This window comes from Streptomyces sp. NPDC046915 (genome assembly GCF_040644935.1).
Lineage (GTDB): Bacteria > Actinomycetota > Actinomycetes > Streptomycetales > Streptomycetaceae > Streptomyces.
In genome coordinates this window covers 273,256-284,622 of record NZ_JBEYXB010000008.1, presented here as the reverse complement: position 1 = coordinate 284,622, position 11,367 = coordinate 273,256, and the positions used below count along the sequence as shown (strand labels likewise).

11 protein-coding genes and 1 pseudogene are annotated in these 11,367 nt (G+C 71.3%); 5 read left to right on the top strand and 7 right to left on the bottom strand.

The genetic code is table 11. The features are described 5' to 3' along the window. Window positions 1-23 precede the first annotated feature (23 nt). Together ABZ915_RS22535 and ABZ915_RS22530 are read right to left on the bottom strand one after the other, a co-directional pair. Window positions 24-1,004, bottom strand: a complete 981-nt coding sequence (locus ABZ915_RS22535; RefSeq protein WP_361805803.1) for a zinc-binding dehydrogenase — start codon at window positions 1,002-1,004, stop codon at window positions 24-26. 18 nt (window positions 1,005-1,022) lie between these two features. Beyond that, on the bottom strand, window positions 1,023-2,183 hold the full coding sequence (locus ABZ915_RS22530; protein ID WP_361805800.1) for an FAD-dependent oxidoreductase: 1,161 nt from the start codon (window positions 2,181-2,183) through the stop codon (window positions 1,023-1,025). 138 nt (window positions 2,184-2,321) lie between these two features. Here ABZ915_RS22530 and ABZ915_RS22525 point away from each other — a divergent pair, with 138 nt between their 5' ends. Then, on the top strand, window positions 2,322-2,999 hold the full coding sequence (locus ABZ915_RS22525) for a pentapeptide repeat-containing protein (RefSeq protein ID WP_361805797.1): 678 nt from the start codon (window positions 2,322-2,324) through the stop codon (window positions 2,997-2,999). A 3-nt stretch (window positions 3,000-3,002) separates the two neighbouring features. On the opposite strand, the gene ABZ915_RS22520 is transcribed toward ABZ915_RS22525, so the two are convergent. After that, on the bottom strand, window positions 3,003-3,503 hold the full coding sequence (locus ABZ915_RS22520; protein ID WP_361806305.1) for a hypothetical protein: 501 nt from the start codon (window positions 3,501-3,503) through the stop codon (window positions 3,003-3,005). Window positions 3,504-3,579: 76 nt separating this feature from the next. Between ABZ915_RS22520 and ABZ915_RS22515 the strand changes: the two genes are divergently transcribed. Further along, window positions 3,580-4,989, top strand: a complete 1,410-nt coding sequence (locus tag ABZ915_RS22515; protein ID WP_361805794.1) for a M1 family metallopeptidase — start codon at window positions 3,580-3,582, stop codon at window positions 4,987-4,989. 25 nt (window positions 4,990-5,014) lie between these two features. Here ABZ915_RS22515 and ABZ915_RS22510 read toward each other — a convergent pair whose 3' ends face one another. Together ABZ915_RS22510 and ABZ915_RS22505 are read right to left on the bottom strand one after the other, a co-directional pair. Continuing rightward, window positions 5,015-5,953 carry a bifunctional GNAT family N-acetyltransferase/NUDIX hydrolase gene (locus ABZ915_RS22510; protein WP_361805791.1) on the bottom strand — a complete coding sequence of 313 codons (939 nt, stop codon included), beginning with the start codon at window positions 5,951-5,953 and terminating at the stop codon, window positions 5,015-5,017. 84 nt (window positions 5,954-6,037) lie between these two features. Further along, the gene (locus ABZ915_RS22505) at window positions 6,038-6,613 is read right to left on the bottom strand and encodes a TerD family protein (protein WP_361805788.1); all 576 of its coding nucleotides are present in this window, start codon (window positions 6,611-6,613) and stop codon (window positions 6,038-6,040) included. Window positions 6,614-6,776: 163 nt separating this feature from the next. On the opposite strand from ABZ915_RS22505, the gene arfB reads away from it, so the two are divergent. After that, a complete protein-coding gene (gene arfB / locus ABZ915_RS22500; protein ID WP_361805785.1) occupies window positions 6,777-7,214 on the top strand; it encodes an alternative ribosome rescue aminoacyl-tRNA hydrolase ArfB in 438 nt (145 codons plus the stop codon). 91 nt (window positions 7,215-7,305) lie between these two features. Here the strand turns inward: arfB and ABZ915_RS22495 are convergent. Beyond that, window positions 7,306-7,431 (bottom strand): annotated as a pseudogene (locus ABZ915_RS22495) (GNAT family N-acetyltransferase); the annotation flags it as partial. 54 nt (window positions 7,432-7,485) lie between these two features. Then, window positions 7,486-8,070 (bottom strand): flavin reductase family protein, encoded by a 585-nt coding sequence (locus ABZ915_RS22490; protein WP_361805782.1) that lies wholly within the window; start codon window positions 8,068-8,070, stop codon window positions 7,486-7,488. Window positions 8,071-8,455: 385 nt separating this feature from the next. Between ABZ915_RS22490 and cdgB the strand changes: the two genes are divergently transcribed. Together cdgB and ABZ915_RS22480 are read left to right on the top strand one after the other, a co-directional pair. Continuing rightward, window positions 8,456-10,108 carry a diguanylate cyclase CdgB gene (gene cdgB, locus ABZ915_RS22485; protein WP_361805779.1) on the top strand — a complete coding sequence of 551 codons (1,653 nt, stop codon included), beginning with the start codon at window positions 8,456-8,458 and terminating at the stop codon, window positions 10,106-10,108. Window positions 10,109-10,226: 118 nt separating this feature from the next. Next, on the top strand, window positions 10,227-11,171 hold the full coding sequence (locus tag ABZ915_RS22480; RefSeq protein WP_361805776.1) for a CBM35 domain-containing protein: 945 nt from the start codon (window positions 10,227-10,229) through the stop codon (window positions 11,169-11,171). The last annotated feature ends 196 nt before the right edge of the window (window positions 11,172-11,367 follow it).

Sequence of the window (11,367 nt, the reverse complement as noted above, 5' to 3'; positions counted from 1 at the left end):
ATCCATGGAGGTGGGGCGCTTGTTCATGGCTCCAATACCACCTTTCCGACTGTTTTGCGGGTTTGCAGGGCCCGGTGTGCCGCTGCCGCCTCGGCGAGGGGGAAGCGGGTCACGGCGGGTTCGAGGCGGCCCTCGGCGGCTTCGGTGAGGGCGCGCAGTTCGAGGGTGCGGAGGGGGTCGGGGCCGCCGGCCCGGCGCAGCATCGCCGGGCCGAGGACCTGCTCGGAGACGCCTTCGACGAGGTAGGCGCGTCCGTCGCGGATGCCTTCGGCGGACCAGCCGAAGACGAGGTGCCGGCCGCCAGGCCCCAGCAGGGCGACGGCTTCGCGGGCGATGTCGCCGCCGACGCCGTCGAGGACGACGGTGGCGTGGCGTCCGCCCAGGTGGGCGCGGACCTTCGCGGGCCAGGCCGGGTCGGTGTAGTCGAGGGCGAGGCCGGCGCCGTACGTCTTCACCCGTGCCGTCTTCTCCGGTCCGCCGGCGAGTCCGATCACGGTGGCGCCGCTGTGTACGGCGTGCTGGGTGAGGAGGGTGCCGATGCCGCCGGCGGCGGCCGGGATCACGACGACGGAGTCCGGGCCGAGCTCGGTGAACTGGAGGATTCCCATCGCGGTGCGCCCGGTGCCGATCATGGCGACGGCCTGGGCGAAGTCCAGCCCGGCCGGGATGTCGTGGAGCCGTCCGGCGTCGGTGACGGCGAGTTCGGCGTAGCCTCCGGGGGCGAAGCCGAGGTGGGCGACCACGCGCCTGCCGAGCCAGTGCGGGCCGGTTCCGGTGCCGAGGGCGTCGACGACTCCGGCCACTTCGCGGCCGGGGACGGTGGGCAGGGCGGGCGGTTCGGGCAGGGGGCCCTGGATGCCCTCGCGGAGGGCCGTGTCGAGCAGGTGCACCCCGGCGGCGGCGACGGCGATCTGGACCTGGCCGGGGCCCGGAACGGGGTCGTCGATCTCTTCGTGGGTGAGGTTCTCGGCCGGTCCGAAGGCGTGCAGACGTATGGCGAACATGGGCTTCACCCTTCAACCTCAAGCGTGCTTGAGGTCAAGGGAGGTCCGGCCGAGGGCGAGTGAGACGGCGGTGAGGGCGCTGTTGAAGGCCACCTCGGACAGGACGCCGGGGGCGGCGACCTGGTCGCCCGTGAGGTAGACGCCGTTCCCGCGGTCGACGGCGGGCCGGTCGCGCCAGCTGGTGCCGGGCAGGTCGACGGCTCCGGTACGGCCGTCCGCCACGGCCTCCCGCCGCCAGGTGACCCGGTCCCGCCAGCCGTCGAAGGCGAGGTCGAGGAGTTGTTCGGCGCGGGCGGTGCCGTCGGCCCGGGACTGGCCGGGGCCGATGGGGATCTGCCCCTGGAGGAGCTGTTCGCCGGCCGGGGCGAGGGTGGGGTCCTGGGCGGTGAACCGTTCGAGCCAGCCGGGTGCGTCGAGGTCGGACACGGCGAAGGCGTCGCCGCGCCGGGTGCGCAGGGCGAGGTCGATGAGGACGGTGCGGCCGCTGGGCCAGGTCAGCGAGTCGTCCTGGAGGAGGCGGCGGGCGGCGGGGAGGGAGGTGGCGACGATGACGGGTGTGTCGCCGGGGAGGGTGTCGACGCGGGAGAGGGTCTCGATCCGCACGCCGAGGTTCCAGGCCCGGCAGGCCATCCGGTCGATGAGGCTCGCCCAGCCGCCGCGCGGGTAGTGCGCCTCGGGCGGCAACTTGGTGGCCCGGCGCAGGCGTTCCTGCACGAAGGCGGCGGACAGGGCGCCGGGGTCGTGGTGGAAGAGGGCGACGGCGGAGTAGTTGGCGGCGGCGCGGGCGGCTTCCTCGCCCGCGAGGTCCGTCGCCCAGCTCAGGAAGTCGGTGTCGACGGGGGCCTGCCGGGAGGTGCGGCGCAGCAGCTTGAGCATGGCGAACGGCGGGGTGCGGCGGAGGGCGCCGTGGTGGCGGAGCCTGAACCGGGCGGTTTCCAGGGGTGGGAGGGGGGCGAGGGCGCCGATGAGGTCGCGCTGCTTGAGCCAGGTCCAGTGGGGGCCGCCGTTGTAGAGGGCGTGCGGGCCCTCGTTGGTCCGGTAGGGGGCGTCGGCGGTGCGGGCCCTGCCACCGAGGGTGTGGTGCGCCTCGTACACGGTGACCCTGGCGCCTGCCTCGGCGGCGGTGATGGCGGCGGTGAGTCCGGCGAAGCCGCCGCCGATGACGGTGATGCGGTGCATGGGCCGAGTCCTCCGTACATGGTGTGCTGCTGGTGCGCTGCCTTCCACGGATACGACTGATCAGGGCGCCGGAATGTGACATGGGCGGCGTTTTCGCAGGCCGGACGGGTTGTCAGTGGCGGGGTGCACCATGGGGGCATGGCGAGGAAGGTGACCGGCGGGGCCGGTGGGACGAAGGCGGCGCGGCGTCCGGAGCTTCGGCTGCCGCCGCTGGAGCCCTGGGACGGCGGCGGGCTGGAGCCGGACGGGGACTACGACGGGCTGGAGTTCCGCGAGGCGGACTTCGCGGGGCAGGACGGCGCGGGCGCGCGTTTCATGGACTGCGCGCTGACGGGATGCGCCGTCGACGAGACGCGGTTGCGTCACGCCCGGTTCCTGGACACGGTCCTGTCCGGGATACGGGGTGTCGGCACCGACCTGGCCGAGTGCACGCTGCGTGACGTCGAACTCCACGAGGCCCGTCTCGGCGGTACGCAGCTGCACGGTGCCGTGCTGGAGCGTGTCCTGATCCGTGGCGGCAAGATCGACTATCTCAATCTCCGCAAGGCCAGGCTGAGAGACGTCGTCTTCGAGGGGTGCGTCCTCGTCGAGCCCGACTTCGGTGAAGCCCGCCTGGAGCGGGTGGAGTTCGTCGACTGTGTCCTCAGAGGCGTCGACCTGGGCGGGGCGACCCTCACGGACGTGGACCTGCGCGGGGCCGCTTCGCTGGAGATCGCGCGCGGGGTGGGGCGGCTGGCGGGGGCGGTGATCAGCCCCGGGCAACTGGTGGAGCTGGCGCCGGTGCTGGCGGGGGAGCTGGGGATCCGGGTGGAGTGAGACCTACGACACCCTGGGAAAGCGGGCTTGAAGCGTCCAGATCGCCGGGTTCTCCGCCAGGTCGTCATGGAGGTCGGTCAGGTCGGCGACCAGGTCGTGCAGGAAGTCGCGGGCCTCGCGGCGGAGTTCGGCGTGGGAGAAGGAGAGGGGGGCTTCCTCGGCCGGCATCCAGTCGGCGGCGATGTCCACCCAGCCGAAGCGGCGCTCGAACAGCATGCGGTCGGTGGACTCGGTGAAGTCCAGTTCCGCCCGCTGGGGGCGGGAGGCGCGGGAGCCCGCCGGGTCCCGGTCCAGGCGCTCGACGATGTCGCACAGGGCCCAGGCGAAGTCCAGCACCGGCACCCATCCCCAGGCTGTGGACAGCTCGCGGTCCGACTTGGTGTCGGCGAGGTAGACGTCACCGGAGAACAGGTCGTGACGCAGGGCGTGGACGTCCGCGCGCCGGTAGTCGGTCTGCGGTGGGTCGGGGAAGCGGGTGGAGAGGGCGTAGCCGATGTCGAGCACGTACGTGATGGTGTCACGCCGGCGGAAGATCGCCGCACGCCCGCCGACCGGGCCCAGCGCCCATAGGATCGCTGACATGTCCAGATCCGCGCGTCTTGTCCCGGTCACCGCCGCGTTCCTCGCGCTCGCTCTCCCGCTCACCGCGTGCGACGGCGGCGTGCACGGCATCCCCGGCGGCTCCGGGGTGAGCGACCCGTACTTCCCGAAGGCGGGCAACGGCGGCTACGACGTCACCCACTACGGCCTGACCCTCTCCTACGACCCGGCCCGCCGCCACCTCACCGGAACCGCGGTGATCACCGCCCGCGCCACCGAGGACCTGTCCGCCTTCGACCTCGACCTCAAGGGCCTGGACGTCGAGAAGGTCACCGTCGAGGGCCGGGACGCCCGCTTCAACCGGGCCGGCCAGGAGCTGACCGTCCGCCCGCACGACGATCTGGACAAGGGGGAGACGTTCGGCGTCACCGTGCGCTACTCCGGCACCCCGGAGCAGATCACCGACCCCGACGGCTCGAAGGAGGGTTGGCTGCGCACCGCGGACGGGGCGCTCGCCCTCGGCGAACCCACCGGTTCCATGACCTGGTTCCCCGGCAACCACCACCCCTCCGACAAGGCGTCGTACGACATCACGGTCACCGTCCCCAAGGGCCTTCAGGCCGTGTCCAACGGGCAGTTGGCGCACGAGTCCACCACCGGCGGCCGTACGTCCTTCGCCTGGCACGCGGCCGAACCGATGGCGAGCTACCTGGCCACGGTCGCGATCGGCCACTACACGGTCAAACGCACGACCATCGGGGACGGCCTGCCCGTGTACGTGGCCGTCGACCCGAAGCAGGAGCGGGCGAGCCGGACGGTACTGGCGAAGATCCCCGAGATCATGGAGTGGGAGGAGCTCAACTTCGGCCCGTACCCCTTCTCCACCACTGGTGCGATCGTCGACCGCCCCGAGGACGCGGGCTACGCCCTGGAGACCCAGACCCGCCCGGTCTTCAACGGCGCCCCGGACACCGAGACCCTCGTCCACGAGCTCGCCCACCAGTGGTACGGCGACTCCGTCACCCCCAAGAGCTGGCAGGACATGTGGCTCAACGAGGCCTTCGCGACGTACGCGGAGTGGCTGTGGCGGGAGGACCACGGCGGCGACTCGGCGCAGCGGACCTTCACCAAGCTGTACGACGGCACCTCCGACGACGTCGGCGACCCCGACGCGATCTGGGCCTTCCCGCCGGCGAAACCGAGCAGCGCCGCGCACATCTCCGACCCGCCCGTCTACCAGCGCGGCGCGATGGTCCTGCACAAGATCCGCCAGAAGGTCGGCGACGACACCTTCTACGACATCATCCAGGGCTGGGCCGCCACCCACCGGCACGCGGGCGCGGACACCGCCGACTTCACGGCCTATGTCGAGAAGCAGGCCCCGGACGAGGACTTCGACAAGATCTGGTCCGACTGGCTGTACGGGAAGGGCAAGCCGGCGCATCCGTGACGGACACCGGCGTGCCGTGTCTGCGTCAGGCTTCCCACTCGTCCAGCATCCGGGCCAGGCCAGGCGGCCACACCGGCTCCGCCTCCTCGGCGAGCTCCCGTCTGCTCCACCAGCGCCAGGCCAGGATCCCGTCCCGGGCGTGCTCGGCGGCCAGCTGGGCGCCGGTCGGCTCCCGGCGCGGGCCGCGGGTGACGTAGATGTGCTCGTGCTGGCGGACCGCGATGTCGAATCGTGAGAAGTCGTGCTCCCAGGTGCACAGCAGCGGCCCGGGTTCCAGGTCGCTCCAGCCGGTCTCCTCGCGCACTTCCCGCAGGGCGCCCTCGCGCGGGGTCTCGTCGGCTTCGAGGCCGCCGCCGGGGAGGGCCCAGTGGAGGCCCACCTCGGGGTTGTCGTACCGGAAGAGGAAGACCGAGCCCTCCGGGTCGACCACGGCGATACGGGCCGCGTTGCGCGGGGTGCGCAGCACCTTGCGCAGGACCGCGCAGGGGCGGCCCAGCGCCAGGTCCGGCCGGTGGTCGACGATCCCGTAGCCGAGGGCCGTCCAGAAGGCGAGGCCCTTGGGGTTGTTCTCGAGGACGGCGAGCCGCACGGCGTCCCGGCCGGCCTGCCGGAAGCGGCCCTCGATCAGCTGAGCCATGCGCCGCCCGAATCCCCGGCCGTGCTCGCCGGCGTCCACCAGCAGCAGCCCGATCCACGGGTCCGGGTCGGCCGGGTCCGGGTGGCGGGCGAGCGTGGCGGCGACCCCGACCAGCCGTCCCTGGCTGCGGGCCAGCAGCACCTGCGCGTCCGGGTGGGCGAGATCCTCCGCCAGCGCGGCCGCCACCTGCTCCGGCCGGATGTCGTCCGGGTCCGGGAAGTCACCGCTGAGCGCGAAGAACTCGCGGTTGGAGACGTAGAGGGCGGTGAGTTCGGTGAGGACGGGCGCGGGGATGTCCTGTCCGGGGGGAAGGGGCTCCAGGATCACGACGGGAAACCTATCGCGGGGTACGGCGGAGCCCCGGTCGCCGGGCAGTCGCGACCGGGGGCTCCGTCAAGGAGCGGGTGCTGCTCAGACGTTGACGCCGAAGTCCTGCGCGATGCCCACCAGGCCCGAGGCGTAGCCCTGGCCGACGGCGCGGAACTTCCACTCGGCGCCGTTGCGGTAGAGCTCGCCGAAGACCATGGCCGTCTCGGTGGCGGCGTCCTCGGAGAGGTCGTAGCGGGCGATCTCGGCGCCGCCCGCCTGGTTGAGGATGCGGATGTAGGCGTTGCGGACCTGGCCGAAGTTCTGGCCGCGGTTCTCGGCGTCGTAGATGGAGACCGGGAAGACGATCTTGTCGATGTCGGCCGGGAGGGCGGCGAGGTTGACGTTGATCGCCTCGTCGTCGCCGGCGCCCTCGCCGGTGCGGTTGTCGCCGGTGTGGACGATGGTGTTGTCCGGGGTCTGCTTGTTGTTGAAGAAGACGAAGTGGGCGTCGGAGTAGACCTTGCCCTGCGTGTTGACCGCGATCGCGGAGGCGTCGAGGTCGAAGTCCGTGCCGGTGGTGGTGCGGACGTCCCAGCCGAGGCCCACGGTGACGGCGGTCAGGCCCGGAGCTTCCTTGCTGAGCGAGACGTTGCCGCCCTTGGACAGGCTTACAGCCATGGTTTGGGAGTCCCTTCCCTCGTTATGTCAGTACGGGCTTCGCACTGGGGACGAAGCTACCGTCACCCCGGACAACGCCAAGGGGGGTCCCTATGGTTCCGGATGCCTTTACCTTTTTTACCAACGCGAAATCCGGGTGACGCGGAGGGGCGGAGACGGGACCATGGACGGCATGTCCGGTCCCTACATCGTCCGCGGCTCCGTCTCGCTGCCCGAGGCCGAGCTCATGTGGCGTTTCTCGCGGTCCTCGGGACCGGGCGGGCAGCACGTCAACACCAGTGACTCGCAGGTGGAGCTGCGCTTCGACCTGGCGAGGACCGAGGCGTTCCCACCGGTGTGGAAGGAGCGGGCGCTGGCCCGGCTGAGCGGGCGGCTGGTGGACGGGGTCGTCACCGTCCGTGCCTCCGAGCACCGCTCCCAGTGGCGCAACCGCGAAACCGCCGCCGTACGCCTCGCGGCGCTGCTCGCCGAGGCCACCGCGCCCCCACCCAAGCCCCGCAAGCCGACCCGCATACCGCGCGGCATCAACGAGCGCCGGCTCCGGGAGAAGAAGCAGCGGTCGGAGACCAAGCGCGGCAGGTCGGCCCGGGACTGGGGCTGACGCGCCCGGCGCCACACGCAGCCTGTCCGGGGGGTGCCCCCCTGAGGGCGGGGCCTTGAAATCCCTCCCCGCTCAACCCGGCCGCCGGACGATGGACGTACGCCTCGGCCAGTGACCGCATCACCGGGGAGACCGCGTGTTCCTGGTCGGCGCGGACGCGAATAGCGACGGCGGTCTCGAAATTCCGGGGAGTGACTTCTTCCAGACGGGGCGTCATGTCCGCACCGTAGGCCGGGAGTTCACAATGCGGCGACGGAATTCCCGGCAGCGATTATGCCAAGTGCCCGTACCGGCCCCGGAAATACAGCAGCGGCCCGCCCGTCGCGCCGGGTGCCCGGGCGGTCAGGACCCGGCCGATCACCAGTGTGTGGTCGCCGGCCGTCACCCGCTGTTCGGTGCGGCACTCCAGGGTCGCCAGCGCGCCGTCGACCAGGGGCGCGCCGGTGACCTCTCCGCGGGTGACGGGGAGGTCCGCGAAGAGGAGGCGGTCGCTGATGCGGCCCTTCATGGCGAAGCGGCCGGCGGCCTGGCGCTGATGGTCGGCGAGGACGGACACGGCCCACAGCGGCTGCTCGGCGAGCAGGTCGTCCATGCGCGAGCCCTCCCGCAGGCTGACCAGGACCAGCGGCGGGTCGAGGGAGACCGACATGAAGGCGGTGGCGGTCATGCCGGCGTCCTCGCCGGCCGGCGCTCCGGGGTCGTCCGGGTCGATCGGCGGTTCCTGCGCGGTCACCAGGACCACGCCCGCGGCCAGCCGGGACATCGCGGCCCGGAACTCGTCGTTGCTCACCCCCTCAGCATGCCCGGAGGCGGTGGGGGCGAGGGGGAGGGAGGGGGCAGGGGGAGTGTTCGGCACACCGGAAACGCTAATCTCCGCTCCGGGCGGATCGCATCGGGCCTCCGCCCGACCGGGTCCCGGGAGAAGGTCCTAGGACCCGCGCCGGCCTGCGGCGTACTTACGCGGTGGATCTCTTCGTGCATCATGTCCACACACCCGCAAAGCTTGCGTTCAGTTAACGCACAGGGAAAATACAGAAACTCCACTCAATTGTTCACGTTCCCCTGTGACTTGAGTCACAAGGGGCAGGAATTGTTGACCCTGTGTACCGAGTGGGCAGCGCGCTGTGATTCAGTGGCGGGGAAGCTACCAAGAGCCGCAAGGGCCTCACCGAAAAGAAACGCGGGAGACGACCGCCGAAGACAACCCTGATTCGCTGCGAGGTCTCGGGGGGAGGGCGAGCATGGAGACCGAGTCGGAGCCGTACGTCCGCCTTGCGTCCCTGCGACAGCTGCACCAGGTCATGGCCGACATGAACACGGCACGCAGCCTGGCGGACACACTGCAGACCGTCGCGGACGGCGCCGTCAACGCCCTCGGGTACGAGATGGCGGCCGTGAACCTCGTGCGCCCCGACGGCGACCTCGTGGTCGCCGCCTTCGCAGGCAACTCCGCCGCCGAGGCCCTCATCACCGGCCGCGTCGGCTCCCGCGCCTCCTGGGAGCGCCGTCTGGGCATGGGCGAGGCCTGGGGCGACCTGCGTTTCATACCGCACACCGAGGGCTGGGTGCTGGACGACGACGACGTCCCCCAGTGGTTCACGGACGGCCCCGCCCCGCGCTTCGAGGACGAGTGGCACCCCTCCGACCGGCTCTTCGCGCCCATGTACACGCCCGGCGGGCCGGGCGGCTCCTGCGGCGAACTGCTCGGCGTGATCTCCGTGGACCGGCCGCGCAACGGCCGCCACCCCGGCGCGTGGGGGCGCGAGGCGCTCCAGATGTACGCGTTCCAGGCCGCCATCGCCATCAGCAACGCGCGTCTACGTGCGAATATGCAGCGCGCCCTGGTCCGCCTGGAGCGCGACCAGCAGGCCCTGCGCGCCAGTGAGGAAAGCTTCAGGCAGGCCTTCGAGTACGCCCCCTCCGGCATGGCCATCGCCGAGATGGGCGGCGACGAGCACGGCCGGATCCTGCGCACCAACGACGCCCTGTGCCGCCTGCTGGGCCGCCCCGCCTCCGCGATGCGCCGCTACTCCTTCTCCGACCTCGTCCACCCCGAGGACATAGGCACCCTGCTGCGGACCTCGGCGGAGGGCGGACGCGCGGAGCTCCGCCTCGGCCGCCGCGACGGCACGTACGTCTGGGTCTCCCTGCGCAACAGCGTCGTCGCGGACGCCGCCGACGGGCCCCGCTTCCTGCTCACCCACGTCGAGGACATCGAGGAGCGCAAGCGCCGCGAGCTCCAGCTCGCCCACCGTGCCTCCCACGACTCCCTGACCGGCCTGCCGAACTCCGCGGAACTGCGTTCCCGCCTGTCGGCCCGGCTCTGTCAGCGGGCCACCCAGTCCGGCGCGCTGGAGTCGCTGGACGCGGCCTACGGCCATCCCGCCTTCGACGCGGTCGGCCACGGCTTCGACTTCGCGCAGGGCGCGGAGGCGTTCGAAGGCTTCGACCACCATGAGCACACCGTCGCCCCCGAAGGCGAGCGGGACGACGGCACCAAGGGGCTCGCGGTCCTCTTCTGCGACCTCGACGGCTTCAAGTCGATCAACGACCGGTTCGGGCACAACGCGGGCGACGCCGTCCTCATCGAGGTCGCCCGCCGCCTCAGCAGGGGCGTGCGGGACGGCGACACGGTGGCCCGGCTCGGCGGCGACGAGTTCGTGATCCTCGCCGACGGGCTCGGCGAGGCCGACGCCCAGGACCTCGCCGTACGGCTGCGCAACGAGATCATCCAGCCGATCCGGGCCGAGGGGCGGGCCGTGCGGGTGGGCGCGAGCTTCGGCATCGGATGGGCACACTGTGGAATGACGGCGGACGAAGTGTTGAAATCCGCTGACGAACGCATGTACGTCGAGAAACGATCTCGTCCCAAACAGCACCGACGGGCCGGGTGACCCCCAGGTCAGCGGGTCGATGCGACCGGAGTCACCTGTTTGGACCACTCGGAGCGGGTAGGCTCGCCATTCTCACCATGTACCGCATCCACCCGCACCTGTTGAGGAGTACCTAGGGATGAGCCCCGGCGAAAACGGCCCGAGCACGCCCGAGGACGACGACCCGTTCGGCTATCTGTACGCCGACGGGCAGGCGAGGGGCGCCCAGCCGCCGTCCAGCGGTTACGGCTACCCGGGCTCGGTCAGCAGGAGCAGCAGGACGCGCGCGGTCGGCGAGCGCCAGTACGGCCAGCAGGCCACGTACGGCGGCCAGGCCACCGCCCCGCAGCAGCAGGGCGCCTACGGCCAGCCGAACGCCGCCTACCAGGCGCCGGAAACCCTCCCGGGCGGCGCGCCGACCACCCAGCAGCCGATGCCCGGCAGCGGGGGCGGTAACGGCCGGGGCCGCGGCCCGAACACCAAGGGCCTGCTGATCGGCGCCGTCGCGGTGGTCGCCGCGGTCGTCATCGGCATCAGCGTGGCCATGATGAACGGCAACGGGGACGACGACAAGAAGGCCGGCAGCCAGGTGTCCACGGCGCCGACGCAGTCGCACAGTGCCAAGCCCAGCCCGGCCAGCACCAGCTCGGTCTCCAGCTCGGGTGAGCTGCCGAAGATCGACGCGAAGGCGCTGCGCCTGGATGGCGGGACCACCACCGCGTCCGAGTTCAAGGGCGCCAAGGCCGACGGCGGCGTCTATGTGACCGGCTTCAATCAGGTCGGAGCGAAGGTCACCTGGACCGTGGACGGTATCCAGAAGGCCGGCACCTACCGCCTGAACGTGCGCTACGGCGTGCCGGGCGCGGACGCCGACGCAACCCTGTTGGTCAACGACAAGGCCAACACGCAGCCGCTGAGCATGAAGAACTACGGCAACACACCCGCGGGTGACTGGGAAAAGGGCTGGAAGACCACGTGGGCCAACGTCACCCTGAACCAGGGCACCAACACACTCACCCTCGCCTGCAACGACGGCAACCAGTGCAACGCCGTCCTCGACCAGTTGTCGCTCACCACCAACTAGCGACGGCAGTGTGAAGGAGACCCCTCCGCCTGGTGCGAGAGGGGTCTTTTCACGTCATGCAGGGTGCCGCGGTCAGGTTCAGTTCAGGCGATTCGACCGAAACCCACGCACTGGTCTGCGACCCACCGCTTCTTGCCCTTCCATTTGAGTGGTGTCCATGTGTTGTGCGTCGAGTCTCCGCTGGAACACTTGTACG